This window comes from Bacillus sp. AY3-1 (assembly GCF_008368785.1).
Lineage (GTDB): Bacteria > Bacillota > Bacilli > Bacillales > Bacillaceae_G > Bacillus_A > Bacillus_A wiedmannii.
Window position 1 is genome coordinate 294,529 of the sequence record NZ_QORZ01000016.1, and the last position, 26,859, is coordinate 321,387.

General features: G+C 34.3%; 25 protein-coding genes and 1 pseudogene. 21 read left to right on the forward strand and 5 right to left on the reverse strand.

The window, feature by feature from the left end; all coding sequences use genetic code 11:
• Positions 1 to 65 precede the first annotated feature (65 nt).
• The 6 genes and pseudogenes from DN389_RS12740 (at position 66) to DN389_RS12765 (ending at position 5,453) form a co-directional block, all read left to right on the forward strand.
• Positions 66 to 895: pseudogene (locus DN389_RS12740) on the forward strand (GNAT family N-acetyltransferase).
• Positions 896 to 951: 56 nt separating this feature from the next.
• Positions 952 to 1,935, forward strand: a complete 984-nt coding sequence (locus DN389_RS12745) for a phosphotransferase enzyme family protein (RefSeq protein WP_098191417.1) — start codon at positions 952 to 954, stop codon at positions 1,933 to 1,935.
• A 55-nt stretch (positions 1,936 to 1,990) separates the two neighbouring features.
• Positions 1,991 to 2,590 (forward strand): DJ-1/PfpI family protein, encoded by a 600-nt coding sequence (locus DN389_RS12750; RefSeq protein ID WP_098191418.1) that lies wholly within the window; start codon positions 1,991 to 1,993, stop codon positions 2,588 to 2,590.
• A gap of 300 nt (positions 2,591 to 2,890) precedes the next feature.
• The gene (locus tag DN389_RS12755) at positions 2,891 to 3,886 is read left to right on the forward strand and encodes a CgeB family protein (RefSeq protein WP_098191419.1); all 996 of its coding nucleotides are present in this window, start codon (positions 2,891 to 2,893) and stop codon (positions 3,884 to 3,886) included.
• A gap of 168 nt (positions 3,887 to 4,054) precedes the next feature.
• Complete coding sequence (locus tag DN389_RS12760; protein ID WP_098191420.1) at positions 4,055 to 4,939, forward strand: alpha/beta fold hydrolase; 885 nt, start codon at positions 4,055 to 4,057, stop codon at positions 4,937 to 4,939.
• Between the two features lie 238 nt (positions 4,940 to 5,177).
• Positions 5,178 to 5,453, forward strand: coding sequence for a hypothetical protein (locus DN389_RS12765; RefSeq protein WP_098191421.1), 276 nt, complete (start codon positions 5,178 to 5,180; stop codon positions 5,451 to 5,453).
• Between the two features lie 447 nt (positions 5,454 to 5,900).
• Here the strand turns inward: DN389_RS12765 and DN389_RS12775 are convergent, their stop codons facing one another.
• Positions 5,901 to 6,416, reverse strand: coding sequence for a TetR/AcrR family transcriptional regulator (locus DN389_RS12775; protein ID WP_098191426.1), 516 nt, complete (start codon positions 6,414 to 6,416; stop codon positions 5,901 to 5,903).
• Positions 6,417 to 6,809: 393 nt separating this feature from the next.
• Between DN389_RS12775 and DN389_RS12780 the strand changes: the two genes are divergently transcribed.
• Positions 6,810 to 9,020, forward strand: coding sequence for an MMPL family transporter (locus tag DN389_RS12780; RefSeq protein WP_179955891.1), 2,211 nt, complete (start codon positions 6,810 to 6,812; stop codon positions 9,018 to 9,020).
• Positions 9,021 to 9,292: 272 nt separating this feature from the next.
• Positions 9,293 to 10,204: a 1,4-dihydroxy-2-naphthoate polyprenyltransferase gene (gene menA, locus DN389_RS12785; protein WP_000536362.1), complete on the forward strand. Its 912-nt coding sequence runs from the start codon at positions 9,293 to 9,295 to the stop codon at positions 10,202 to 10,204.
• A gap of 428 nt (positions 10,205 to 10,632) precedes the next feature.
• Here menA and DN389_RS12790 read toward each other — a convergent pair whose 3' ends face one another.
• On the reverse strand, positions 10,633 to 10,833 hold the full coding sequence (locus DN389_RS12790) for a DUF1657 domain-containing protein (RefSeq protein WP_098191422.1): 201 nt from the start codon (positions 10,831 to 10,833) through the stop codon (positions 10,633 to 10,635).
• Positions 10,834 to 11,044: 211 nt separating this feature from the next.
• On the opposite strand from DN389_RS12790, the gene DN389_RS12795 reads away from it, so the two are divergent.
• Positions 11,045 to 12,271, forward strand: coding sequence for a phospholipase D-like domain-containing protein (locus tag DN389_RS12795; protein ID WP_149237207.1), 1,227 nt, complete (start codon positions 11,045 to 11,047; stop codon positions 12,269 to 12,271).
• 374 nt (positions 12,272 to 12,645) lie between these two features.
• Here DN389_RS12795 and DN389_RS12800 read toward each other — a convergent pair whose 3' ends face one another.
• On the reverse strand, positions 12,646 to 12,945 hold the full coding sequence (locus tag DN389_RS12800; RefSeq protein WP_001191994.1) for a hypothetical protein: 300 nt from the start codon (positions 12,943 to 12,945) through the stop codon (positions 12,646 to 12,648).
• Positions 12,946 to 13,494: 549 nt separating this feature from the next.
• Between DN389_RS12800 and DN389_RS12805 the strand changes: the two genes are divergently transcribed.
• The 5 genes from DN389_RS12805 to DN389_RS12825 all read left to right on the forward strand — a co-directional run bounded on the left by DN389_RS12805 (position 13,495) and on the right by DN389_RS12825 (position 16,775).
• Positions 13,495 to 14,403 carry an acyl-ACP desaturase gene (locus DN389_RS12805; RefSeq protein ID WP_000957101.1) on the forward strand — a complete coding sequence of 303 codons (909 nt, stop codon included), beginning with the start codon at positions 13,495 to 13,497 and terminating at the stop codon, positions 14,401 to 14,403.
• Between the two features lie 216 nt (positions 14,404 to 14,619).
• Positions 14,620 to 15,081: a CarD family transcriptional regulator gene (locus DN389_RS12810; protein ID WP_097915227.1), complete on the forward strand. Its 462-nt coding sequence runs from the start codon at positions 14,620 to 14,622 to the stop codon at positions 15,079 to 15,081.
• Positions 15,082 to 15,628: 547 nt separating this feature from the next.
• A complete protein-coding gene (locus tag DN389_RS12815; protein WP_000738548.1) occupies positions 15,629 to 15,775 on the forward strand; it encodes a BC1881 family protein in 147 nt (48 codons plus the stop codon).
• Between the two features lie 294 nt (positions 15,776 to 16,069).
• Positions 16,070 to 16,303 carry a hypothetical protein gene (locus tag DN389_RS12820; protein ID WP_000340034.1) on the forward strand — a complete coding sequence of 78 codons (234 nt, stop codon included), beginning with the start codon at positions 16,070 to 16,072 and terminating at the stop codon, positions 16,301 to 16,303.
• A gap of 238 nt (positions 16,304 to 16,541) precedes the next feature.
• A complete protein-coding gene (locus tag DN389_RS12825) occupies positions 16,542 to 16,775 on the forward strand; it encodes a YuzF family protein (RefSeq protein ID WP_000120818.1) in 234 nt (77 codons plus the stop codon).
• Positions 16,776 to 16,842: 67 nt separating this feature from the next.
• On the opposite strand, the gene DN389_RS12830 is transcribed toward DN389_RS12825, so the two are convergent.
• Positions 16,843 to 17,118, reverse strand: a complete 276-nt coding sequence (locus tag DN389_RS12830) for a hypothetical protein (protein WP_001087713.1) — start codon at positions 17,116 to 17,118, stop codon at positions 16,843 to 16,845.
• Positions 17,119 to 17,510: 392 nt separating this feature from the next.
• Here DN389_RS12830 and DN389_RS12835 point away from each other — a divergent pair, with 392 nt between their 5' ends.
• From DN389_RS12835 to DN389_RS12865, 7 genes are all read left to right on the forward strand, one after another.
• A complete protein-coding gene (locus DN389_RS12835) occupies positions 17,511 to 17,873 on the forward strand; it encodes a Na-translocating system protein MpsC family protein (RefSeq protein WP_061671957.1) in 363 nt (120 codons plus the stop codon).
• A gap of 616 nt (positions 17,874 to 18,489) precedes the next feature.
• On the forward strand, positions 18,490 to 20,022 hold the full coding sequence (locus DN389_RS12840) for an NADH dehydrogenase subunit 5 (RefSeq protein ID WP_149237208.1): 1,533 nt from the start codon (positions 18,490 to 18,492) through the stop codon (positions 20,020 to 20,022).
• Positions 20,022 to 22,646, forward strand: coding sequence for a DUF2309 domain-containing protein (locus DN389_RS12845; RefSeq protein WP_149237209.1), 2,625 nt, complete (start codon positions 20,022 to 20,024; stop codon positions 22,644 to 22,646). Before DN389_RS12840 ends, DN389_RS12845 begins: the two co-directional genes overlap by 1 nt.
• A 79-nt stretch (positions 22,647 to 22,725) precedes the next feature.
• Positions 22,726 to 23,238 carry a carbonic anhydrase gene (locus tag DN389_RS12850; RefSeq protein ID WP_097891723.1) on the forward strand — a complete coding sequence of 171 codons (513 nt, stop codon included), beginning with the start codon at positions 22,726 to 22,728 and terminating at the stop codon, positions 23,236 to 23,238.
• An 85-nt stretch (positions 23,239 to 23,323) separates the two neighbouring features.
• The gene (locus DN389_RS12855; protein WP_098190771.1) at positions 23,324 to 24,754 is read left to right on the forward strand and encodes a cryptochrome/photolyase family protein; all 1,431 of its coding nucleotides are present in this window, start codon (positions 23,324 to 23,326) and stop codon (positions 24,752 to 24,754) included.
• Positions 24,755 to 24,865: 111 nt separating this feature from the next.
• Positions 24,866 to 25,321 carry a TspO/MBR family protein gene (locus tag DN389_RS12860; RefSeq protein ID WP_141542865.1) on the forward strand — a complete coding sequence of 152 codons (456 nt, stop codon included), beginning with the start codon at positions 24,866 to 24,868 and terminating at the stop codon, positions 25,319 to 25,321.
• Positions 25,322 to 25,424: 103 nt separating this feature from the next.
• A complete protein-coding gene (locus DN389_RS12865) occupies positions 25,425 to 26,135 on the forward strand; it encodes an alpha/beta hydrolase (protein WP_097891720.1) in 711 nt (236 codons plus the stop codon).
• 87 nt (positions 26,136 to 26,222) lie between these two features.
• On the opposite strand, the gene DN389_RS12870 is transcribed toward DN389_RS12865, so the two are convergent.
• Entirely contained in the window at positions 26,223 to 26,588 is a 366-nt protein-coding gene (locus tag DN389_RS12870; protein WP_088122538.1) for a YxeA family protein, read from the reverse strand.
• Positions 26,589 to 26,859: the final 271 nt, after the last annotated feature.

Here is a 26,859-nt window from a genome sequence, read left to right on the forward strand (position 1 = left end):
ACGAATAGAGAATATTCTGTCATGGTGGTAAAGTTAGAATAGAGCAGTTTCAGGGGGGATAACATATGATTTCTGAATTAAACAAGACTGATTTTTATAAATGTAACAGTTTAGTAAATGAAAAAGGGCAATTGGAGGTAAAGGCTGTAATTTCAGGGGTGAATCCTGGTCGTATATTTGTAGATAACATCTATTCTCCTAATTCAGGACTTATTTGGTTAGGGAATAACGATGGCTTCTTTTTTATAGGAAGTGCAGAAAATCAAAAGTTTAATAATGAAATGAATAGTTTTATTGATAATGTGATAGAACCTGAGGCGAGAAAGGCTGGACTAAATTGCTTTGAAGCAATCGGTAATTATTCAAAGTGGAATAAAGCAATCGAAAAAATATTTCAACATCGTAATTTAAAGAGTTGGAATCAAAGAGTGTATACGCTAAAGGAAGAGGATTATGAGGATAATCATGAACCTAAAATTGAACAAGGATATACAGTGCTAAAAATGAGTAAAGCTCTCTATGAAAATCAAGGGAACGTATTTAAGAATATTGAATTTTTACAATCAAAAATTTTAGAGTTTTGGTCCTCAACGGATGAATTTTTTAATGAGGGAATAGGTTATTGTATTGTTTATGACAGCATGATTGTAAGTGTTTTTTTTCAGGGTTCGTTTTTGAAAATATACACTGTATAGATATTGAAACGATAGAAGGTCACCAAGGTAGAAAATTAGCTCAAACGATAGCTCATAGTTTCGTAAAAGAATGTTTGGAGAATAATATCATTCCATATTGGGACTGCATGGAAATAAATAAGCCTTCTGTGGCCGTTGTAGAAAATGTAGGTTTTACAAATGTGTTTAATTATGTAGGTTATTATTTTCCTTTTGAGTAAATTAAGTGTATGTTACAAACCTATCATCGAGAGTTTTCACATGAAAAGAAAAAAGGATGAAACAAATAATAAAAGACGTATTAATAAATCATTTTAAAGAAATTCATACATTAGTAGTGGAAGAAGAATTACATAAGAACAGTTGGCATACAGATTTGCATTATAAAATCATCGTAAATGGAGATCGGTATTCCGCACGGTTTATAAATAGCAATCGAACAATCAATCCGGCCTTTGGGACGTTATCAAATGAACAATTGAAAGAGCAAGTACGGTTTACGTATTATTTACGAGAGCATGGAATTCCATTTATGCAGATTAAGGAGAATAGGACGGGAGAGTCCTTTACATTACTCACTTGGAATGAGGAACAGTACCGGTTTGTATTGTCTACTTGGATGGAAGGAGAACATGTCACTTATTGTACAGAAACGATGGCAGAAGTCTTTGGAAAGGAAGCAAGAAAGATACATGATATTTCTAGTACGTTTCAAAGCTCGACTTTTCAAAAGAAATCTCATTTAGATGGATATGGTGAGTTTATAAGATTATTAGAAAATAAAGGTGGTACATGTAAGGAATTAAGAGGGTATATAGATCTCGCTAAGTATCATATAGAAAGCGCACATACGAATGATCTAGAGTATATAGTACAAACTGATTTAAACCCTTTAAATGTCATATGGGATTCAAATCAATGTGTAAAAGGGATTGTAGATTTTGAATCGATTGGATATGTAGATCGTATTGAAGGTTTAGCCTTTTTAATAAAGTGGTATTCCCGGACAGAAGGAATACAGTCGCATAAAGTATGTTCGGAAGTTGCTAGAGCATTTTTAGAAGGGTATAAGGCCCATAATATTTTAACATCAAATGATTATAAAAGGCTTTCTTCATTATTATGGTTATCCGGTAGTTTAAATTGGAACTTTGTGAAGAAAACGCTACTTGTAATAAGTGATGAGAGGGAATTGGAAAAACATTTGGAGGTTTATAGAGTGAGAGGAGAAAGACAATCTTCATTGTTAATTTGTAGATAACATTTATTCTCTTAATTTGGGATGCGAAAAAGAAAGCATATGAGGTGTTCTACAAATGAAAATACAAATTGTATTGTTTGACGGTTTTGGAGAACTTGTCTCCTTTGCACCTTTTGAAGTACTGAAAAGAGCGATAGAAGAAGGGGCTCCATTTACGGTTGACCTTGTATCAAGTGAACGAAAACAAGAAGTTACTACTTCATTTGGAGTTACGGTTAAACTACATGATTTTTTACGAATGGATAATCGTCCAGATTTGTTAATTGTACCTGGTGGTGGCTGGAATCATAAAGCTGAACATGGGGCGCGAAAGCAAGCTGAACTTGGTACTTTGACTAAAATAATTAGAGAGATGCACAATGAAGGAACGATTGTTGCTGGAGTCTGTACTGGAGGTATGTTACTAGCTGCATCCGGTATATTGAATGATAAAAAGGCGACAATGCATCATTTGGCGCAGAATGAAATGAGTGAATATGGAGCAGAACTGCTTCCTTACAGAATTGTGGATCAAGGGAATGTTATTAACGCAAGAGGAGTTACTTCAGGAGTTGATTTAGGACTTTGGATCACGGAAAGATTCGCAAGTCCTAAAATTGCAGCTGCTGTTGAATATAGAATGGAATATGAGCGGCGAGGTGTTGTTTGGAAATAATTTGATCTTAACCATGTTTTTTGCTGTAGAGTGTATTAGATATTGTAAAAGAGAAAGAGCCAACTCATACGAGCAGGCTCTTTTTTTACGTATTCATTTTCTATGTTTAATAATTGGGCTGAATATAACCTAATTTTAATCCCTTCGTAACAGCTTCCAAAATCTCATTAGTCTGTAAAATGAGGGGAAGTGCAACATAATGGACATAAACGGTGCTTATACATGTAAAAGAAGATGTTATGAAAAATAAAGACTGCTAATTTTCGTGCACTTTGATTATGTAGAAATAGGGGAGATGACATGAAAGACAATACGCCTAAGAAAATTTTATTTATTCAATCAGGCATTCCTTTTTATTATCCAATGATCGAAGAAGCAATTTTGAATAGTTTACAAAAGGTAAACAGTAATACAATTATGGTGAACCCAGAACGAGCGATAGAAACCGCATTAAAAATGAAACCGGATTTTATTTTGGTACTCGGTGGTTTAAACGAGGGAATTATTAGTGTCATGCCAGTAATAAAGAGTGCAGGTTTTACTACTGGACTTTGGCTGACAGATGATCCTTATTATACGGATGTAACACAAAATCTTGTTCCGTATTATGATTACATATTTACGCAAGATTTAAATTGTATCAAGTTTTATAGAGCGTTAGGATGTAATAATGTGTTTCATCTTCCGTTAGCGGCGAATCAAGATGTGTTTAAACCTTCTTATAAAGGGGATACATATAAGTATGATCTTAGTTTTATAGGCACAGCATTTGAAAATAGACTTACCTTTATTGATTCTATTTCAGAGTATTTAGCAGAAAAAAACATAAAAATTGTGGGGTTCGGCTGGGAGAAGTTAAAGAATTATGAAAGATTAAAGGATAAAATACATGTCTTGCCACTTGCGAAGTATGAGGATGCATTACAATTTTACGTATCGACTAAAATCAATATAAATTTACACCGTTCACCAAATGATCAGGAATTGAATTGTAATGCTGCAAATATCCAAGCCTATTCAGTAAATAATAGGACGTTTGAAATTAATGCTGTAGGCTCTTTTCAATTAACTGATATACGACCAGATGTAGCAAAGCATTACATACCCGGTGTTGAAATAGAAACTTTTAATAGTGCACGGGAGTTTATACAAAAAGCGGAGTATTATTTGGAACATGTACAAGAAAGAAAACAAATAGCAAAAAATGGACTGGATAGAACTTTGAAACATCACACATATGATAAACGTATATTACAACTATTAAACTATGTTAATTTCATAGGCGTGAAGATGTAGTCTAACCATTAACTTAAATGATAAGCGTTTGGTGCTTTCTAACTCTCGTATTCTATAAAAATTATTTACGAAAAAGGAATTTGGATACATTTGTAGAATTTACTTATTCTGAAAAAAACAATTTTGCATTCAAACTAATTTATATCTAATAATTAGAGGAGATTAAAAATGAATCACTTTTTTGTAGAATTTGGCGAATATGAAGCAAGTGTTTGTGAATGGGGAGATAAAAGTAATCCTCAAATCATTTGTTTTCATGGTTTAGGAAGTACAAAATTAAGTTTTATCGAAATAGCGAAACTTTTAAAAGATAACTATCATATTGTATCGTTTGATCTACCTGGACATGGGAAAACACCAAGTTTCGGGAAAGATGAAGATTACGGTGCATCTCATTTAACAAAGTGGGTAGTAGCATTACTGGCGGGGATAGGAAAAGAAACATTTCATATATTAGCACATTCATGGGGAGCAAGCGTTGCGCTTCACTATGCAGCAGAATGTCCAGAAAAAGTGAATAAAATGGTATTGTTAGATGGTGGTTATCATCATGGCAAAATGAATGCAGATTATTTTGCGAAGCTATATAAAGGTGCGAAAGAAGGAGAGTGTCCACCGCGATCATTAGAAGAAGAAATCACCCATTACGAAAAAGATTTTGATGAATACATTTTTGACAGTAAAGAAGCATTCATCCAATCAGAAAAAATGGTTTACAGCAGGTGGTCACCATTAATAGAACGTGCGGTTTATGACTTAATGCGAGAAGAAGATAATAAAGTGAAATGGCATGCTACTGGCGATACCGCTAGAAGTGTAATTAAGTTTCAATATACGGTGTATAAAACGTTGAAATCGCATGAAATTAAAAATGATATTTTATTATTGTATTGTGATCTCCCACATAATTATTTAGAAATAAGGGAATTGCAAATTGCAGAATTTAGGAAGCATATTGATATTACGACTAAGCTCTATAGAGATACAGGGCACTTAATGCATTGGGACAGACCAGAAGAGATTGCTGAGGATGTTTTACATTGGTTCATATAAAGAAGGTCCGTTGTTCGCATTTGAGCAACGGATTTTCTTTATACGTTACCTGAAAAAGAAACAAGTATCTCTGAACTAGAGGAAAGTAAAAAATAAAGAAAAGAGGTAGCCAAAAGTAACTATTTAGCGACTTTTTGGGACAACCTCTTCTTTTTGTTGTGGATTTTCAAGAAAATTTAGAATGAAATAAAAATATAGTCACCTACCTATTATTCACTAATGAAAAGAGGCTAGCGAAATGCAACTGAAGTATGGGAAGCACATTAATATATTATCTATTGTTCTAACTTTGTTCTCTTTTTCTGTAATTGTAAGTTTCTCTACCTGGTTGAGTGGATATTCAATTCCCAACCTTTCTACAATGCTTAAGGTAACAATGTTGAGTGCATTTATTCTTGGAATTATAGGGTTTAGACTAGAGAAAAGCGCACTAGCGATTATAATTATGGGAATATGTGCCTTTGCTCTAGTCGTTCTATATACTTATGCGGTTATAAGTTTTCTTGAGCATTAAACACCCAAAAAAAGAAACGAACATTTTTGTTCGTTTCTTTTTTTGGGATGATTATTATAAAATAGCCTCTTCTAATGATTGAGTGCTGAATCCAAGAATTAATTTTTGAATGTTATTTTCATGATCTTTTACAATGATATATGGAACGCCCTGTACGTTAAAGGGTTCAAACTCTTCTTTTTCTTCTGGGGTATTAGGGGTACCACCCCATGCCCATCAAGCTAAAAAGAACGAGTTACCCCAAAACAATAAAAAGCAGGCGAAATGTACACGTTTTTCGTTCTGAGGGTATTATGAGATCTTAAGTTGATGGATGTGTGGCGAGACTATATGAAAGAAAGTTTTGCTCTTTTAACCAAAAACGGTCGTTTATGGTTAGATGAAATACTTACAGCTTTTTATGTGGTGCCCATTTTTTAAGATGTAATAAAAGGTAGAATAGTTGTATCAGGAATTTGCCAAATTCCTTGTATCTGTTGTCCCATATGGAAGAATCTCGTATATTTTTGCAGCAAGTGCCTGAGGAGACTCCCTTGACCCTCTTTTAATCCAATCGGTAACAATATTGAAGATACCGCCTGCTAAAAACAGGATTTGCATTCTGCTCATGTCATGATCGTGTGTAATATCCGCTTGAAAGACCTTTTCCATTGTGTAATTCAAGTAATCAAGCATCATATTAGATATATTTGAATCAATTAACTTTCCTGACGGCTTCTGTGCAGAGATAAATCCCTCTATGATATATTCAATAATTAGCTGCATACTTTCATACGGATCCAAACTATCAACCTCTTTCAAGAATTGTTGAACAATTTCATCCACAGATGCTTGCACGACGTCGTAAACGTTGCGGTAGTATTTATAGAATGTGACTCTGGCAACTCCAGCCTTTTTACAAATAGCTGTTACGGTTATATCTTGCAATTTATGTTCATGCAACAGTGCGCTCAATGCCTCCATAATGTATGTTTGAGAGTGTATACTGTCTTCTCTTGACTTCCTCAAAGCTAACACATCCCTTCATTCTGTTCGTTTTAAGTGTAAATAATCACATATTGCTTGAAAGATGAAAATTCACTGTTATACTTACACTTGTAAGTACAATTGTTAGTGCGGTGATAATTTCATTGTATAAAAGGACATTATCGCTGTCAATGTGTACCATTTTCTTTGTTTTTTACTGGCAATTTGTCGCCATTTTACAAGCTATAAATAGGGAGGGATATTCAGATACAATCTGTAATAAGTATTTTAAAATCTTATTATATGAATTATATGTAATTTAGGTATTTGTATGTTTCTAGATTACAACGTAAGAAGAATAATTTTTGACAAGAATAGGGTGAGATTTAATTGGCAAAACATCTGTATAAGTTAGGATATTGGGCAGTAAATCATAGGAAGAAGGTTGTATTCAGCGCACTCGCAATTCTTATTGCATTAGTGCTTTTTGCAGTCAACATGGGTTCCTCTTTCAAGGACGAGCTGAGTATCCCGAATACACCAGCAGATAAAGCAGGAAAAGTAATTGAAAAAGAGTTTAAAGCGATGCAACCAGCAGGTGCCCAAGTAAAAGTGGCATTTAAAGCACCAAAAAACGAAACCTTGGAGTCAGCGGAAGTACAACAGAAAATTGCAGGAGTTCTTGAAGAGATAAAAAAAGACTCAGCTGTTGATTCTGTGGCAGCACCGATGCAACTGCAGAACCTCAGTGAAGATAAGACAATTGGATATGCAGTTGTTACGTACAAAGTAAAAGCAGAAAAGGTTACAGAAGCTTCTAAAGATAAGATTTTAGATAGTATTGAAACAACAAGGGATGCCGGCATTCAAACGGAGTTATCAGGAGGCGATGTTACGTTTTCTGACTCAGAGACTTCAGGTATGACTGAAATTGTCGGAGTTCTTGTTGCCTTCGTAGTCCTGGCATTTACCTTTGTGTCTTTTCTAGTAGCTGGACTGCCGATTCTCACTGCGATAATCGGATTAGCAATTGGAATGCTAGGAATCATGATTGGAACCAATTATGTGGAAATCCAATCAGTTTCCTTATCATTAGCTGCCATGCTGGGACTCGCAGTAGGCATAGACTATGCACTCTTCATTATCAATCGTTTTAGACAGCAGCTTGCACAAGGAGATTCTGTTCCAGAATCTGTTGCCATCGCAACGGGAACAGCGGGAAGTGCCGTAATCTTCGCAGGATTAACTGTTATTATAGGTCTTTTGGGACTGTATGTTACAAAGATTCCATTCCTGACAGCGATGGGCGTATCAGCTGCCTTTACTGTGCTTGCAGCTGTGTTGGTTTCCGTCATCATATTACCAGCCATTTTGGGACTTGTCGGCCATAAGATTGCCCCATCTAAACAAAATCGATTCTTGCAAAAGATGACTGGGGCAGCTAAGAAACATGCTGGTTCAAATAAATGGGGAGAATTTGTCATAAGACGTCCTCTGATTGTCACGATTTTCGCAATCGGACTACTTGCAGTGATTTCAATTCCGTTTTTCCATATGAACCTTGGCTTGCCTTCTGATGGAACAACAAAGTCCACAGAAACGACAGAAAGAAGAGCATATGATTTGTTGACGGAAGCGTATGGGGAAGGATTTCATGCTTCTTTAATGGTAGTAGCAAAATCAGAAGAAGCAACAGCTGAAACGCAAAATGCTATGAACACCATCGCAAAAGAATTGGGTAACCTACCTGACGTGAAAAGTGTGACCCCAGCTATCCCTGGGCCTTCTGGAAAGATTTATATGATTTCTATTACACCAAAAACTGGACCTGACGATACAAAGACAAAGGATTTGGTAAAAGCAATCAGGGACAAATCGAACCAAACCGAGAAAAAAAATGAAATTGAACTAATGGTAACGGGCACAGCAGCGATGAATATTGATATCGTGCAAAAGCTGAGTGACGCCTTGCCAGTTTTTGCTGCCCTTATTGTGGGACTTGCGTATGTACTCTTAGTTCTAGTGTTTAGATCTCTACTCATTCCATTAAAAGCAGTATTAGGGTTTCTACTTTCTCTTGGCGCTACGTTGGGAGCCGTGGTATTTTTCGTGCAGGATGGACATTTCCAAAATATATTTGGGTTCCCGGCTGCCGGTCCGATCTTAGCCTTCTTGCCTGTCATTCTGATTGGCATCTTGTTCGGACTCGCCATGGACTATGAGGTGTTCCTAGTGAGCAAAATGCGGGAAGTATATACGCATACAGGTGATCCGAAGAGAGCTATTGTAGAAGGAATGCGGGAGAGCGGGAGAGTCGTAGTCGCAGCGGGATTAATTATGATGTCTGTATTTATTGGATTCATGTTGGCGCCTGATACCATCATTAAATCCATAGGCATGGCTCTTACATTCGGTGTTTTCTTTGACGCATTCATCGTGAGAATGACAATCGTACCTGCAGTCATGATTCTCATGGGTAATTCAGCCTGGTACTTGCCAAAATGGCTGGATAAAATTTTGCCTAACATTGATGTTGAAGGAGAAAGCATTATACATCGCGTAGAAAACAAAAATGAAAAAATATATAAACAGAACCGTTAAATTTAATTCATAGTTGTATTCATTTAGTACAGCCGTAGAAATTTTTAAAAATAACCCTCACATGTATCCTCTTAGCGCCCTTAACTTGATGGCGATGGGGTACCACCCCATATTAGAAAAAACGATATTTTGATGCAAAGTTATCGTGCAAGCAAGAGCATGAAAGTTCTATCGCCAATTCTTTTTTTGATATAATAGATGTGAAGCAGGAAATAGAGAGAAAGATACTGCTAGTCATTTATACTTAAAAGGTAGGGAGATTGAACAGAGTTATGGGGACAGAAAAAGAAATTAGTTCCGCTAAATTAATATGGAAGATGACGCGCCCGCATACATTAACGGCGACATTTTCTCCTGTAATTTTAGGGACAGTGGCATCACTTTATGTTGCCGAAATTCATTGGCTTTTATTTATTGCGATGATGGTTGCATGTTTAGCATTGCAAATCGCAACGAACTTATTTAATGAGTACTATGATTTCAAACGTGGATTAGATACCGCTGATTCTGTTGGCATCGGTGGTGGAATTGTCCGTCACGGATTGAAACCAAAAAATGTGTTAACAGTTGCGCTTTTATTGTATGTAGTAGCAGCAATTATTGGAGTTTATATTTGTATGAATAGCAGTTGGTGGTTAGTTGTCATTGGTTTAATTGGGATGGCGGTTGGCTATTTATATACAGGTGGTCCATTACCAATTGCGTACACTCCATTTGGAGAATTAGTTTCTGGATTGTTAATGGGGACATGTTTTGTACTCATCGCTTTCTTTATTCAAACGAATACGATAACAATTGAAAGTGTATTGATTTCCATTCCAATTGGAATTTTAGTAGGTGCAATTAACATGTCTAATAACATCCGAGATATCGAAGAAGATATTAAAGGTGGAAGAAAGACATTAGTAATCCTCCTTGGGAGAGAAAAAGCAATAGTAACATTAGCTGTAGCCTTTTTCATTGCTTATTTATGGATCGCTGTGATTGTATTGATGGGTTATATAAGCCCTTGGGCATTAGTTATGTTCCTAGGTTTGAGAAAGCCAATCTCTGCCATTCAAAGTTTCCAAAAAGGTGCAAAGGATCCTGGGTATATGCGCATCGCAATGAAATCAACAGCGATGACAAATACGATTTTTGGCTTTTTATTATCGGCAGGATTATTAATCAGTTACTTGTTTTAAATAAAAAATATTATTACGTGACTAAACCCCAATTTCTCAATTTTAATATAGAGAAATTGGGGTTTTATTTTTATAGCGTGTATTTTCCCTTTTAATCAAAAGCAAACTTTAAAAACAAATAAAAATATCAAGCATGTGAGCATCAAGAACGGAAGTGCATGGAATATACATCTTTAGCTTGACGGGTATGTGGCGGTACCCTATGCCAATCAAGCTAATATTTTGAAATGCCCCAAAAACGAAAATTTTATCTTTTCATAGGTGTCCATGAGAGTTGAACTCATTTTTTCGTTTTGGGGTAATTTTGAATTCTTAAATTGATGGCAATATGGTGAGACCCTTTAATCGTAATTAGCATTATGATAATCGTTATTTAAGCTGGGCACTCTTCCATGGGGACGATATTCTATGTGAAAGGTATTATGTTATTACTTGTACTGAGGCTCTTCATATTCAATTTGTTGAAGACGAGGATTTAAAGATTCAATAATTTCTTGAGCTTGTTGTGCTGCACCTTTATATAATTGTTTTGCTTGCTTGTTATCAGTATCAAGAACAAATCCTTCTAGGCATGCTTGAGCACTCTTTAATCCAGCGATAGTTTGTTTAAGTTTAGTGCTTACTGTCATGTAGTATTCCTCCTTGTAAATGTACTTCAAAATATAGAATGCCTATTTTGTTATCATCGTACGACTTCCAATTTTAGGGTTATGCGAATGAGAAATTTTATAGTTAATCATTCAAAGAAGGATTTTTTTAGCTAATAGATGCATGGAATAGTTTTGTCCCAATAACAAAAACTAGCAGAAATAAAACGATAATATATAAAGGAGATTAAATGTGCTGAAAAAGATAAGAAGAATTTTCCAAGTGTTCCTCTTTTTATTTATCGGTGGATGTTTAGTTCTGTTTGTTTGGGGTGAAATTGACAGAACGATAGCCGAAAAAAATGGGGTATTTAGCCATAATGCTAGTCAATACCCTATGCGTCAAAGTGATATTACTTTGTATACAGATGGGAAACAGTTAAACAATCAACTATTCTCAGATATAGAGAAAGCAAAGCATTACGTGCATGTTAACTTTTTTTCTATTGCTGATGATAAAGTAAGCCATCAGTTTCTAGAGTTATTGCGGAAAAAAAGTCAAGAAGGTGTAGAAGTATACTATGCTTTGGACAGGTTAGGTGGAATTTTACTAAAGAAAAAGGAAAGAGAATTATTAGTTAAAAAAGGAGTTCATTTTACATATTACAATAAACCTGCTTTCCCTTATCTTTTTTCTTCTTTGGATCATCGGAATCATCGTCGTATTTCAGTTATTGATGGAAAGGTTGGTTACATTGGTGGATTCAACATCGGAAAGAAGTATTTGGGGGAAAAAGAAAAACTTGGTTATTGGAGAGATTATCATCTTCAAATACGAGGAGAAGGAGTTCAAGATTTAGAACAACAATTTTTATTAGACTGGAAGAGAAACTCAGAGAAACCGATTCCGATACACAATGCGGTAAAGGAAAAGGGAGCAACCTCGCAACGATTTACTGCATATTATAGTGGAGAAAAACTTGGGCAAGATTATAAAATGCTGTTTCAACAAGCAAAAGAATCCATTATTATATTAACACCTTATTTTATACCAAAAGACAGAACTATTTGGAACGCATTAGTAGATGCAAGAAAGAGGGGAGTCCGTGTCAAAATTCTATTCTCACCTCATTCGGATGCACTATTAGTTAAAGAAGCAGCATATCCATATATCCGAAAAGCATTAAAACAGGGGATGGAAGTATATGGTTACAAAAATGGGGTGTTACACGGTAAAGTATTTTTGATTGATGAAAAAGTATTGATGGTTGGGACCGTGAATTTTGATTCACGCTCGTTTCATTTAAATGAAGAAATGAACTGTTATATTCATGACCCTATCTATATTTCGAGAATAAAACCAGTGATTAATGCAGACTTACAAAATTCAAAGCAAGTAACATCCTCTGACGTCAACCAATTATCTATAAAAGAAAAAATAAAAGAAAAAGTTGCAAAAATGTTTGAGTATTATTTGTAAAGACAATGTATTTTTATACTTGGATAACAGGGGCTATATGCTTAGTGATTTTACATATTTTCCATGGAATCAGCTTGGCAGTTGCTACAAGTTCGATAGAAAAGGCTGTGATTGATGTATTCCACGATCTCTTCGTGGAGAAGCAATGGCATGGCTTTTTAGATCTTTGGGTAATCTTAGGTTGATGGCGGTACCCCATCGCCATCAACCTAAGAAAACAGGTCACCCCCAAAACGATAAATAGGCTTTTTTCACAATAAAACCTAAAAATTTCGTTTTGGGGGTGTTATAAAACTTTATCTTGATGGAAATGGGGCGGTACCCCTGGTTTTAAGTTAAAAAAATCCCCGGAAATAAACCTTTTATAAATATGATTATTTTATTTCGAGGGGCTCCTTATAAATCTTAGCTATATATTTTACGAAATCAATGACGGGATAGTGTATGAGTGAACGGTGCTGCGTAAAACGGATCCCTTCTTTTTCCATTTTCGAAATGAGTTGTTCAATTTCCAACTCTTTTTGTTGTATCCTATTATAATTTTGATATACAATGTTTTTCCATTGATAGGAAGAACCGTGAAAAAAATTCTCCCCTTTTACCCTGTGACTAAATATAATTTCTATTTTTTCTCTACGTTGTTTTTCCTTCATATGCGCTTCCGTTGACTGCATGTTTATCGCCTCTTCCCTTTTTTTGTATACTGTTTCACAAAATTTGGTCTAACTCATCATAGCCAATGTGCATTAAGCTTGTTGGGAATTGTCGTTTAAGGCTATCTCATCAACTATATTTTTTTCAAGCGCTTAATCTAATATATTGGATTATAATCTTACGTCTAAATAAGTTGATAGTGTATATAAAACACTATCAATCTTTATTATAAAACGATTCTTTATAGGCATGCACCTTTTTACACTCACCAAAATTTACAACATGACGAGTATCTTTATCGATGAATGTTATTCTGTATTTACTGAGGTTAGTTTTTATTTTGACTAACTAACATATTGTTTGCCTCAATATCTATTTTATAAAAAAGAAAATAGATGTAACGGTCCCTCTTTTGATAAAAAAATCCTATGAAAATATAGCACTCTTAAAGAGTTTTGTTACAAGTTTGTTATGTTTGATTTAAAAAAAGGAAAGTAATATTTATTTGTAGAAAATTTTTAGAGATAAAAATAAGCTGAATATTCATGGTAAGAAAAGGGGGCACTTATATGCTAACAAATGATTTAGATTTCCGATTAGAACCACGTTTAAAAGAACTGTATGAACAACATAAAATAAGAGCGCAGAAGATAGACTGGGGTTATCATGAGTTTTTACCATGGGATAAGGGAATGGACTTTAAAAGAGTTCCTTGGGATGAAAGTCAAGTTACTCTCCCTTCTGGTGTAATTACGGCCATTGAAACAGCTTTATTAACAGAAGTGAATTTACCATGGTTTACAACGTATTTATCTGCGACTTTTAAAGGTTCCCTTTCTGTTATTACAGACTTTATTCATACGTGGACCTCAGAAGAGGATCAACATTCGAATTTATTAGAGACATATTTACTACTCACTCGAAGTGTAAACCCTAAACGTATACATGAATTAAGAAAATCAGTCGTTGAGTGTGGATTTGAGCCTGATTTTCATACACCAATCGAAGCCATGACGTATACGACGCTACAAGAACTTGCAACAATGGTGTTTTACAATAATGTAGCTAAGGTGGCAAGTAAGCATGATCCAGATCTTGCTACATTATTACGCCGTCTTGCAAAAGATGAAACACTTCATTATGCGTTTTATCGAGACGTTATTCGAACACATTTAGAATTGGAACCAAATTATTGCTACCATATTGCCAATGTGATTAGGAATTTTAAAATGCCAGGTGCCGTCATGCCTGATTTTGAAAATAGAATGGCTGTGATTGCAAAAGAAGCAAACTATGGGCCACTACAATATTTTGATCAAGTACTTGATGTAGTGGTTGAGTATTGGGGGTTAAAAGACTTACGACCAATTGCCCCTCTAGCAGAAAAAGCAAGAATTGAGATTTTGGAGTATCATATAAGATTGAAAAAAATACGGGATCGATTTGGCCGTTTTCAAGGGAAAACTGATCTACGTTAATGAGTAGAGATTTCAGAATATACGCGTGGGAATTCCCTTTTCTTTTATTTGAAATCTAGAACGCTCTCTATTATTTTGCGGCTGTTTTCCTTAATTTAACTTCCGAAGAAAAAAGTGATTGACACCAAAAATAAACTCATGATATTATTAAATATTTGATAAAAAATAACATATGTGTTAAGCTTGAGAAGGTTACCACATATGGAGGTGGGTTATATGTTTCAAATTGGCGATAACATTGTTTATCCAATGCACGGAGCAGGTATAATTGAAGCCATAGAAGAAAAAGAGTTCTCAGGGAAAAAGCAACTTTATTATGTCATAAAAATGTCCCTTAGTAATATGCAAATCATGATTCCTAAGGGCAAAATATTGAGTTCGAATATACGCCCAGTTATTGATATACTTACATTAACGCGCATTATACACATTTTTCAGCATGGAGAATCAGGTGAATTAATGCCGTGGAAACAAAGGCATAAAGTAAACACAGATAAAATAAAAACGGGTGAAATACAAGAAGGTGCTGAAGTTATACGTGATTTAATCCGTATAAAGAAGGAAAAAGCACTGAATACAAGCGAAAAAAAATTGTTGGATGATGCATATAAATTTTTGGTCAGTGAGCTAGAATTAATTAAAGGAATCACTGAAAAACAAATAAAAAGTTTCTGTTGAGATGTATTATAAATACTGTATGACATCCCTCGGGAATATCCTGAATTTTCTGGGTATATGATGATTATTAAAAGGAAAGTATTTCAAAGATATTCAATTTCTTCAACTCACTTTTAGAGTAGATACCTCTTTTGTTATTACTTCAATCTAATCCATTTTTATTTTTAAATTTCTTTTACGAACGTTTGAAGTTTCATCAAATAACTCGATTAAATAGTCACTTGATTTTTACAATCCTGATTCACACTGGCACGGACAAGGAGCCGTAAGGATGAAAGAGAGGTAGGGCTTTCATTGTTTTAGGTAATATACTATCTAAGTCATTATTTCTAGAAGAAAAAACAATCAATCTCACCACTATCTGTAAGAGTGCCTTATATCTACTGAGACGGTGAATAGTAATTGTTTATCTTCTTTACGTAAAATTGATAAACGAACTGGTAACACCATATGGTCAACTACAAAAAATTGGTTTCCAGACCAGGAAACCAATTTAAATTTTATTTACATACCAATAGTAAATTAAGCAGTAAGAAGGAGTACACACATGAAAAAAATGTTAACAAAAGAATTAAGTAATGAATTAAAGAAGCGAGAAGGGATCATCTCTATTACAGTTGAGTCTTATGAAAAAATCGAAGTTGGTGGAATTCGTGTAGATGGACCAGCTATTATTCTAATTAATCAAGAATAGGTAAAAATAGTTGCATACAAGGAGAAAAGGATCGGCCTTTAAGAGAAGGGGATCCTTTTTGCTTGTTGCAGCTAATATGGGATATACATAACTTTTATCTGATTTGTTGGGATTAAAAGGAAGGAGAGGGTCGGGATTATCATGGTAGAGAGCTTAATATTGGTAGGATTTCTTTTTACGTTATATAAATTAGTTGATAAAAAACAAACTAATTATTTAAAACGATAGATTGTTTCCTTTTTAAGGGCTAGATTTATTTGAGAGTGAAATGGATTATTTAAAGGAGGAATTTAGATGGATGCAAGGAAAGAACGCATAAAATACGAGAAGATGTCAAAGAATTATGATCGTATTTATTTAGTTTCGTTTATCCTATTAATTGTACTTGTTTGTAGTAGTGTGATTATCATAGGAGCTACAGGGGGAAAATATGGAGTGTTTTTATTGTTAGCAATTTTACTTAACGCACGTATTACGAAAGAATCTCAAAAAAAGTATGAGTACTATTCTAATAAAGGGCGTATTTAAAATGATACATATCCTGAAAGGAACAACCTAGATGTACATTCAAAATATCCCTATATCATCACCTATTAACTAGTAAAAGTAACTTTATATAAATAATTTTTTAGCAATTTAGGAATAGAAACCGTATCTTATTAAAATGTTATTTCCGTTCATATAATGAATTATCCTTCTAGCATATTTATAAGATTTACATCATATATTAGGAGAAAGAATGCGAGTTAGAAAGGAGTCTTATAGAATGAGTTATTTGGAGGGAAATGACTTTAGTAAACAAAATATGGTAAGTGTGCCTAATCCCTATGTATATCAGACATTACAATCAGTAATTGGTAAACATGTGGTTATTGAAACTGTAAGAGGAAATATAAGAGGTAAATTAAAGGATGTGAAACCCGATCATTTGCTCATTGAAGATACGGTGCCATATATTGTACGCATTCAACAAATTGTATGGATTATGCCAAAACAATAATCAAATTACATGTAATTTGATTTATAACAGATTAGCGTCATAGAACATCAAATAAAAACACAGGGTTTTATCTCTGTGTTTCTTCAAATTTTCGTTTTTGGATATATGCTTGAGCATGGATAATTTCTTTCTGAAGTTCTTTTAATTCTTTCGTAGATCCAGATTCAATCCTCATGTACGTAGTAACTAGACTAATCATCATATCCATTTTCTCTACTATATTTTGAATGACCTGCTCAGATTGCTCTTTTTTAGGGTGTTGTATTGCTATTAAAGCATTTTCTATATAATTGTTCTTTCGTTGCTGGATATCATAAATAAACTGTTTTGTGTTTGAGTTCATTTGTTATTCCTCCGTTTTGGATATACTTCTATTCTATCATATTTGAATGTGAAATATTAGATTACCCTAAATTCACACCTGTCTCGTACATCTCCTCAAATATACAACCTAATCTCTTAACGTACAGGGGTCCTGCCCCATCGCTATCAAGCTAAGAAAATACAACTCCCCCCACAATGACCTTTTTAGAAATCTATGCAACAGAGCCTTTATAGTAAGAGTAACTTGTTGGGAATGATCAAAAAATCTATATTGTAATATGAAAAATCACTATGATATGAAAGGATACCTTACAACAACCCCAATAAATTCTTCTCAATAATTGAAAATAAAATCAATCCAGATTATTATATTGTTATTGTAAATTTATTTTATTGAAGGAGGATACATAGATGAAAAGCTCAAAAGGCTCTATTGAATCAGAGATAAGCAAAGCAATTACTCATTGGGAAAAGGACTACTTAGGACGCGGTTCTATATCCGTTAAGACAGATATATTACGGGATATGATTATCGTAAATTTACAAGGTATTTTAACCCCGGCTGAATATACTGTTTGCGAAACAAAAGACGGCATGCTAACGATAAAGAAAAACCGTTCGGAGCTAGTTGAATCTGGAATTGATGATTTGAAAGAGATTATACTAGAATTAACTGGAGAGAAAGTGAAAAGCTTTCATACGGATATAAGCTCCCGTACAGGCGAACGAGTAATGATTTTTAAATTGCTTCATAATCTTGAGGGGAAATTTTAAAAATAAAACTTAAGGTTAGTGGAAGGATTAAGAAACCTACAAGTTTTGCACTTTATTTAACTTTATTAACATGCTAATAATTAAAAAACTTGAAGTTATTTAGGTATAATAAATCGTAATTCAAATAACTCTTAAAAAACTGATAAAGAAATTGACAAACTGCTTAATATGGTTTATCTTATAATTGTTTTAAAAAATTGATAGATGCTCATTTTAACAGTTTGCTATAATTAAGGCTTTAGCATTTTTTTAATATGTAATATTGACTAAATGAAAAAGTTTCTTAATTAAAAGATAGCACATAACATAAATTGATATATTGATTGCATAATCTAGGAGATCAGAAATATACTTTTCTTTTTAACAGGAGTAATACATACATTATCCTCTATAAAATGGGAGCTCTTCAAAAAACTTTATTGAAGTTAGTTGAAGTGAAACCGACAATCTCCATAATTCAATGATGATATAAAATCATTGAATTATGGAAGTTGTCGGTTTTTTTTATGGGAAAAAACGATGTACTAAAAAGAGTGAATGAAAATTGAAATTAAAAAACTATCTTACTTAAAAGGAATTTTTATAGGTTATTTTCGTTTGGAAGGGAGTATTGTACATGTTAATTTCGCTGAGTTCATCAACACTGTTAACATTATTTTTTATGGCGCTTAGCGCTTCTTGGCTAAGTGGATTATTATTTTTACATGCAAGGATGCCTTTACGTTTTGTTCATATCCATATTGGTATCGCTGCTTTGCCTTCATTGGTTTCTTTACTCGCACTTGTTAATCACAATGGAGATAGAGTTGTGGGGCCTTGGCATTTAGATACTTTAGCTTGGTTCATGGCTTTCTTTGTTCTTACAATTGGTTTAATCATTCAGCGTTTTTCTGTACGTTACTTACTGGGAGATCGCTCATATCGAAAATACTTTGCACTTTTTACATTTACTACAGGTATATCTTCGGTTGCATGGTTAAGTGATGATCTTCGTTTCATGATTATTTGTTGGGGGGCAACTCTTATAGGATTGGTTTTACTCATAGGTCTAAATAAAGGGTGGAAAGTAGTTAGCGAAGCAACAAAAATTTCTAGTTATTTATTTACAATAAGCTGGATTGCTTTGCTAGCAGCTATCATTTGGCTTTTTCAAGTCACTGGACAGTGGCAGTTAACATCAGTTTTAACGAATGAAAATGTAGCTCAATTTGGAACATTGGAGAAAACAGGAATTAACTTATTGATTATATTAGCTGTGATGATTCCAGCAGCACAATGGCCTTTTCAAAGGTGGTTAATTGAGTCAGCTGTTGCTCCAACGCCTGTTTCTGCTGTTATGCATGCGGGGTTAGTAAATGCTGGCGGTATCATGTTAACTAGATTTTCACCTCTTTTTCATGATGATATGGCACAAATCATTTTACTAATTTTCTCTAGTATTTCTGTCTTAATTGGAACAGGAATTAGCCTAGTTCAGGTTGATTATAAACGTCAGCTAGTGGGGTCAACTATTGCACAAATGGGGTTTATGCTTATTCAATGCGCATTAGGAGCCTATTTAGCGGCTGTTATTCATTTAATTTTACATGGTTTGTTTAAAGCGACACTGTTTTTACAAGCTGGTTCTTCCGTACAATGTTTTGGGGTAGTGAAGCAGTCTAATGAAAAGATATCTAATTTATGGATTATGGTCGGACGTGTTTTCGGATTATTTATAGCGATTGCATTTTGGTTTACGACTTCTGGAGAAGGGTATCAATTAGTTAGTGCGTTCATCTTAGGGTGGTCATTATACTTCACATGGAAACAACTTGTTGTTTTTGGAGAGGGGAGAATGGGACGAATTGTTGGCGTATTTATTTTAGTTGGATTTTCTCTCATTTACTTTACCGTTCATAATTCTCTTTATAAATGGTTGCATACTGACATTTATAAAAATGTTCAACCTTCAGTTTCAGCCGTTATTTTTGTTATATGTCTCTTATTATTTGGTAGTGCTATTAGTACTCTCGTTACTCGTAATCAATCCTCTACTATATTTGCTGTAATGTATCTTTGGTTCGTTCGAGTAGGGGAGGCGAGACAAAAGTCAGTAGAAAGTCATCCGAGCTATCTTAAACATTATGTATCAAAGGGAGGTAATCAGTGATGAGCATACCGTCAATCGTAACGAAAGAAACTTTAAAAAAGAAAGATACAAACATTGAAGTACAAGAAAAGAATATAAATGATTTAGTTGAATCTGCTAGCCGAGTGATTGCACCACTTTGGCCGATCGCTACATTTGCAGCTCATCACCCTTGGATGGGACTTGAAAAACAATCATTTGAACAAGTTGCAGATTGGTTAAAAGAAATTCGTAATGTGGATATATATCCTAGTGCTACTATGATTCATTCGGCAAAGGCGAAAGGGGAGATTAAGGAATCATTTTTACAAAGTGGCTTGTCTCATTGGCTTGATTCACAATCTTTTCATATCCCGCGAAAGAAAGCGGAGCAGTTTTGCCAAGCAACTTTAAAATTAGAGAAATTACCTTCTAGCCTATTATCATCGCCACAATTAAATAAACTGGCAGAAGAAATGAGTTATATAAATACAGGAAGTATGAAAGACTCTCCTATGCAACCTGTAAGTTCACTTATAGAGAATCAAAAGGGTGAAAACCTATCTGATATTCTTAATTATCATATCATTAAATGGTGTAAATTATATTTGGATGACTCCGGATCAAGTTGGACGATGCCAAATCGAGAGAAAGGTTTGTATCGTGCATGGCATCACCTTATTAAATTTGATCCAGCACTCAGTAAAAATGAGCGTAGCATTTTAAAAGATTGGCCAGAGGATGCCGAGGTAGCTTTAACAAGAGCTTTATCTGAATTAGGAATTTCTGAATCTAACAAGCAAGCTTACCTTGAAGGGCACTTGCTTGCTTTGCCTGGGTGGGCAGGAATGATACTATGGCGTTCCCAACAATCAATTCAGGAACAGGAACTTATGATTGAATATTTAGCAGTTCGAATTTCTATGGAGCTGGCCATTGTCAAACCTTATTTACCTACAAAAAATCAAAAGGCTGAGAAGAAAGTTGCGATTGTCCCACTTATAGCTTCTTGGATCTATTGGGGGAATATTTCAACCCTGGAATGGTCACAAATGTCTGCAGCTGAACAAAGCGAATTATTAGCATTTGCATATCGTTTTGATGAAAATATTCGCAGGAAACTTTGGCTAGAAGCTTGGGAACAGACGCATGCAGAGCAATTAAGGGAAAAGATTGTTTCTAAGCAACGTGCAACTAATGATAAAAAACGTGTATTAGCTCAATTAGCATTTTGTATTGATGTACGTTCAGAACCGTTTCGTCGCCACCTAGAAAAATTAGGTCCGTTCGAAACGGTTGGAATAGCTGGTTTCTTTGGGTTACCACTTGCGACTAGTGAACTAGGTAGTAATGACAGTCATCCTTCTTTGCCAGTTATATTAAAACCGAAACATCAAATAAAAGAGCTCACGGATGAAAATGAATATAAATCTTATCAACAACGTAAGAAGATAGACAGCTCAGTAAGTTATACGTTTAAAATGATGAAACAAAATGTACTTACAAGTATGTTACTACCTGAGATAAGTGGCCCTTTACTTGGTCTACAAATGATGACAAGAAGTTTTGTGCCAAGAAGAGTAGGTAGTTTCATTCGTAACCTTCGCAAAACAATGTTGCGAAAACCTGATACGACATTCTCACTTAATCATGTTCATGAAACAAAATGTGAGATGCCTATCGGTTTTACGAAAGAAGAAAAAGTGAACTATGTGCGTCAAGCTTTAAAAATGGTGGGATTAACAGAAAAATTCGCGCCTCTAGTTGTAATGTGCGGACATAGTAGTCAAAGTACGAACAACCCTTATGCTGCAGCGCTTGAGTGTGGTGCTTGTGGCGGAGCAGCAGGGGGATTCAATGCAAGAGTTTTTGCTACTTTATGTAATCTTCCAGAAGTCAGAGAGGCTTTGTCTGCTGAAGGCATTAAAATTCCGGAGGACACCATTTTTGCAGCAGCTGAACATAAAACAACAGTGGATGAATTGGAATGGATTTACGTCCCAGAACTTTCGGAAACTGCGCAAGAAGCATTTGATAGTATTGAGTCGGTTATGCCAAATGTGAGCCAACATGCAAATAGAGAGCGTTTAACACAATTACCTAATTTTAAAACGAAAATAAAAAATCCGAGTAAAGAGGCACATCGATTTGCAGAAGATTGGAGTGAAATACGTCCGGAATGGGGATTAGCCCGTAATGCATCTTTTATTATCGGAAAACGAGAATTAACTCAGGATTGTGACTTAGAAGGAAGGGCTTTCCTTCATAATTATGATTGGAAACAGGATGGAAGTGGAGATATATTAGCTAGCATCATTGCAGGGCCAGGAACAGTAGCTCAGTGGATAAATTTACAATATTACGCTTCAACTGTAGCTCCTCATTATTATGGTAGTGGAAACAAAACAACCCAAACCGTAACGGCAGGTCTCGGTGTTATGCAAGGAAATGCAAGTGACTTGTTGCCAGGCTTACCTTGGCAATCCGTTATGCAGTCAGATAGTGAGACGTATCATTCACCACTTCGTTTACTAATTGTAATTCAAGCGCCTATTGAATATATAGAACGTTTGCTAAATAATGATTTCACATTTCGAGAAAAAGTTCAAAATGGATGGGTCAGACTTGCAAGTATTGATCCAGAAGGACAATGGAAAAACTGGTAACAATCATGTAATGAATAATCAACTATCGTTACTAGTTTAAAAGTTTCATAAATACAATAATGAAGAAGGAGTGCTCCATATGAATTCAAAGAATAAAAAAGTATTATTATTAACAGACATTGAACACGGAATAGAGCCGATTATCCAACAAGTAACTAACATTCAACAAGAAAACGTGTTGACTATACACAGCTATGATTCTGTAATTGTACATCCTTATGGAGATATAATGAGATCTGTTATTATTGCTATTTATGAAGAAAAAGTTGAAGAAATTATTGTTGTCGGAATAGAGGATAAAGAAACTGATATAGTTAATCTACAAATTCAACGTGATTCCATAAAAAATAACAGAGAAATAGACTATCTCTTTAAAAATTGCATGCCTGAATTTTCAAGTGGTAGCCTGAATGCATGGCTAAGTGGACAAGAAAATGTTAGTGAAAATATTGAGAAGAGTATAGATATGATTCGTCATCATCCGTTAGTACCTTCTGATATTAAAGTTCATGGTTTCATGATTGATAGAACAGGTGAAAAAGAAACGGTTGTTAAAATTCCTACTAATAAAATAGTTGAAAAAGTTAATTAATCTATTAAAGACAAATAAATTCTTATGTATAAATTACTGTTATATAATAAAATTTAATATGTTTTAAGAATTAGAAGGGATAGCTATGCAAGGTAAAATTATTGTTATGTTTCAAAAAGATTTTCGTTTATATGATAACCCAGCTTTATTTGAGGCTGTTCAGTCTGGTGAGGTTCTTCCGGTATATGTACAAGATGGAACTTTTTCAATAGGAAGTGCATCAAAGTGGTGGTTACATCATGCTATAATAGATGTCCAAAAGCAACTTGAGGCATTGGGATCTACTTTAATAATTCGCAAAGGAAATACACTGGAAGAAATACTTTCTCTCATAGAACAGTTAGGTATAACGGCTGTATATTGGAATGTTTGTTATGATCCAGACAGATTACAATCTAATCAAAAAATGAAAATAGTATTAGAAGGCAAAGGTATTGTCTGTAAGGAATTTAATTCGCATTTATTATTAGAACCGTGGATTATTAAAAAGAAAGATAACACTGAATATAAGGTATTTACGCCTTTTTACAATGCATTTCAAAAGCAGGAAATACCTAAGCCTATTAGTAAAGTGCAGCGTATAAAGGGAGGAAACTCTTTACCAGCAAGCTTATCTGTTTCAGAATTACATTTGCTGCCGACTATACGGTGGACATCTCATATTGAATCAATATGGGAGCCTACAGAAGAAGGGGCATACAAAGCATGTAAGAAATTTTTCTCTAGCAAATTAGCCTCTTATAGTGAAGGAAGAGACTTTCCAAATGAAAATGCTCATTCGATGTTGGCACCTTATCTTTCATTTGGCCAAATATCAGTGAGATGGATGTATCATTACTTAATAAATAAAAGTACCGAAAGACAATGTAGTCTTTTTGAAAAACAAGTGAATAGCTTTATACGTCAATTAATTTGGCGAGAATTTTCTTATTATTTGCTATATCATTACCCATTTACAGTATATAAACCTCTTAATAAGAGCTTTGAACATTTTCCGTGGAATAATGAAGAGGAGTTATTAACAGTATGGCAGAAGGGTGAAACTGGTTATCCGTTTATTGATGCAGGAATGCGGGAACTATGGCAAACAGGTTTTATGCATAATCGAGCAAGAATGGCTGTAGCCTCTTTTCTTGTAAAGCATTTGTTAATTCCGTGGCAGGAAGGAGCAAAATGGTTTATGGATACACTACTAGATGCTGATATTGCAAATAATACAATGGGGTGGCAATGGGTTGCTGGAAGTGGGGCAGATGCATCACCGTACTTTCGTATTTTTAATCCCATCACACAAGGAGAAAAGTTTGATAAAAATGGAGAGTATATAAGAAGATGGGTACCAGAATTAAGAGATATCCCAAACAAATATATACATAAACCTTGGGAAGCACCTGAGCATATTTTACAAAAATCCAATATAAAACTTGGGAATACATATCCTTATCCGATTGTTGATCATAAGGCAGCACGAGAGAGAGCCCTTTTTGCATATAAAAGTATGAAAGAATTTGTATGAAATAGGTTAAACAATATGAATTTAGAATTTTAATATTAGAATTTTATCCATTACAAGGACATACTAATCATATAAAGTTTCTATAATCTTCTAGTAAAAAGGAGAATGTTTATGAAAAAATCTAGTATTATAGTATTTTTACTAACATATGGTTTGTTTTATGTTTCTAGTGTTTTATTCCCTATTGATCGTACTTGGTATGATGCGTTAGAAAAGCCGTCTTGGACACCTCCCGGTATGACAATCGGAATGATATGGGCTGTATTATATGGACTTATTGCATTATCAGTTGCAATTATTTACAACAAATATGGATGTAAGCCAAAAACATTTTGGTTTGTATTCCTTTTAAATTACATGTGCAATCAAGCGTTCAGCTACTTTCAATTCAGTCAAAAAAATTTATTTTTAGCAACAGTAGATTGTTTACTAGTCGCTATTACTACGTTACTTCTCATAGTGGTTTCTTCCAAATTATCTAAAGTATCGACATGGTTGCTAATTCCATATTTTTTATGGGCCACATTTGCTACATATTTATCTTGGACCATTTATAGTATAAATTAAAGAAGTAAATGAAAACTTGAGCATAATAAAAATGCTCGAGTTTTTATGTTTACTAATGAAAATCTAAAATATAGAATATATACATCTTAGGGAGGTCATCTTTGTGAAGAAATGGATAAAAATTACGCTGTACTCTTTACTAGGTATTTTACTTATAGGAAGTATTAGTTTTTTTGTTTGGTCTCAGTTTACTTATAAACCGACGAAAGAGGCTTTATCGTTAGTAGAGGATAAAAAAGATGAAGAGAATATAGTTTTTGGAGAGAAAGATGGTAAAATAGGGGTTATTTTTTATCAAGGAGCTAAAGTAGAAGCTGAGGCATATAGTTACTTAGGAGAAGCTCTTGCAAAAGATGGACATTTTGTAGTGATGCCTAAGTTGCCATTAAATTTAGCGATATTTGGAATCAATGCAGTAGACAGTGTAATGGAACAGTATCCTGAAGTTCAGAAGTGGTATGTTGCGGGGCATTCAATGGGGGGAGCTATGATTTCTAAGTATGCCTTCCAACATGAAGACAAGATAGACGGGATCATTTTCTTAGGTTCGTATCCTGCAGATGACTTCTCTACGAAATCGATCCCGATGTTATCAATTTATGGGGAAGTAGATGCGTTAGCAACTGTAGAAAAAATAGAGAACAATAAAAAGTTCATGTCAAAGAATACAACTATGCACATGATAAAAGGGGGAAATCATGCTCATTTTGGCATGTATGGTGAGCAAAAAGGTGATAATGCGAGTTTAATTACGGCAAAAGCACAACAAGATGAAACAGTGAAAGTAATGGAAGAGTGGTTATTGAAACAATGATAACGAATTTAATAAATCTACCGAAAGAATTTTCCTAACGGTAGATGGGAGAGAGAATAAAGAGCCAAATCGTATGAATTGGCTCTTTTATTTATTTGCTATCTCCAATTGTCCCCTTATTTTCTCCGGAATATCCTCTTTAGAAATAATATCGTAAGAATACACATATTTTCCTTTCACATGAATTTTTAAGTAAGTTTTTCTTATAAAAACATTAGGCGTGTTCGTTCCAACTTTATATTCTTTTTCATTGCTTAATTCATCAACACCCTTTAGTGAGTACATAGCTCGGCCTTTATAATGATAATCTGGAATGCCATACCCATTCGCAACGGCGTATACATTTTTTTCTTCAGCAATCGGATTAAATCTGTCTAAATCCCCGCGTAATATGAAAGGTAGTAAGTATATAGGAAGGCCTATTCCTAATATGCAAATTACAAATTTCTTCATGGTCATTTCTCCTCTTGTTCATTTACAGGATTCAGTATAGAAAAAAATTCTTATAAATATAGAGGGAAATTTCTTAAAGTTTTCTTAATAAAGTTTCACCGTGTGAAAAAAACTAACTTGAGCATTAAGCTTACGGAATGAATAACCAAATAACTTGTTTTCTTTATTTTTTGATATTTCTTAAGAACCTATCAAGAAATAAGTGAGTTTTAGTATTTAGAATAAATGTATCTTACAGTAATAAGAGAATTATCTAAATAAATGATAGTGA

Bases quoted from the DNA above. Each gene is read 5' to 3' on its own strand.
- DN389_RS12765 (WP_098191421.1), top strand. From the start codon at position 5,178: ATGCAACTGAAGTATGGGAAGCACATTAATATATTATCTATTGTTCTA.
- DN389_RS12775 (WP_098191426.1), bottom strand. From the start codon at position 6,416: ATGGAGGCATTGAGCGCACTGTTGCATGAACATAAATTGCAAGATATA.
- DN389_RS12820 (WP_000340034.1), top strand. From the start codon at position 16,070: ATGGATGCAAGGAAAGAACGCATAAAATACGAGAAGATGTCAAAGAAT.
- DN389_RS12790 (WP_098191422.1), bottom strand. From the start codon at position 10,833: ATGACAGTAAGCACTAAACTTAAACAAACTATCGCTGGATTAAAGAGT.
- DN389_RS12805 (WP_000957101.1), top strand. From the start codon at position 13,495: ATGCTAACAAATGATTTAGATTTCCGATTAGAACCACGTTTAAAAGAA.
- DN389_RS12755 (WP_098191419.1), top strand. From the start codon at position 2,891: ATGAAAGACAATACGCCTAAGAAAATTTTATTTATTCAATCAGGCATT.
- DN389_RS12750 (WP_098191418.1), top strand. From the start codon at position 1,991: ATGAAAATACAAATTGTATTGTTTGACGGTTTTGGAGAACTTGTCTCC.
- DN389_RS12840 (WP_149237208.1), top strand. From the start codon at position 18,490: ATGTTAATTTCGCTGAGTTCATCAACACTGTTAACATTATTTTTTATG.
- DN389_RS12850 (WP_097891723.1), top strand. From the start codon at position 22,726: ATGAATTCAAAGAATAAAAAAGTATTATTATTAACAGACATTGAACAC.
- menA (WP_000536362.1), top strand. From the start codon at position 9,293: ATGGGGACAGAAAAAGAAATTAGTTCCGCTAAATTAATATGGAAGATG.
- DN389_RS12845 (WP_149237209.1), top strand. From the start codon at position 20,022: ATGAGCATACCGTCAATCGTAACGAAAGAAACTTTAAAAAAGAAAGAT.
- DN389_RS12835 (WP_061671957.1), top strand. From the start codon at position 17,511: ATGAAAAGCTCAAAAGGCTCTATTGAATCAGAGATAAGCAAAGCAATT.
- DN389_RS12810 (WP_097915227.1), top strand. From the start codon at position 14,620: ATGTTTCAAATTGGCGATAACATTGTTTATCCAATGCACGGAGCAGGT.
- DN389_RS12745 (WP_098191417.1), top strand. From the start codon at position 952: ATGAAACAAATAATAAAAGACGTATTAATAAATCATTTTAAAGAAATT.
- DN389_RS12855 (WP_098190771.1), top strand. From the start codon at position 23,324: ATGCAAGGTAAAATTATTGTTATGTTTCAAAAAGATTTTCGTTTATAT.
- DN389_RS12860 (WP_141542865.1), top strand. From the start codon at position 24,866: ATGAAAAAATCTAGTATTATAGTATTTTTACTAACATATGGTTTGTTT.
- DN389_RS12760 (WP_098191420.1), top strand. From the start codon at position 4,055: ATGAATCACTTTTTTGTAGAATTTGGCGAATATGAAGCAAGTGTTTGT.
- DN389_RS12825 (WP_000120818.1), top strand. From the start codon at position 16,542: ATGAGTTATTTGGAGGGAAATGACTTTAGTAAACAAAATATGGTAAGT.
- DN389_RS12830 (WP_001087713.1), bottom strand. From the start codon at position 17,118: ATGAACTCAAACACAAAACAGTTTATTTATGATATCCAGCAACGAAAG.
- DN389_RS12815 (WP_000738548.1), top strand. From the start codon at position 15,629: ATGAAAAAAATGTTAACAAAAGAATTAAGTAATGAATTAAAGAAGCGA.
- DN389_RS12800 (WP_001191994.1), bottom strand. From the start codon at position 12,945: ATGCAGTCAACGGAAGCGCATATGAAGGAAAAACAACGTAGAGAAAAA.
- DN389_RS12870 (WP_088122538.1), bottom strand. From the start codon at position 26,588: ATGAAGAAATTTGTAATTTGCATATTAGGAATAGGCCTTCCTATATAC.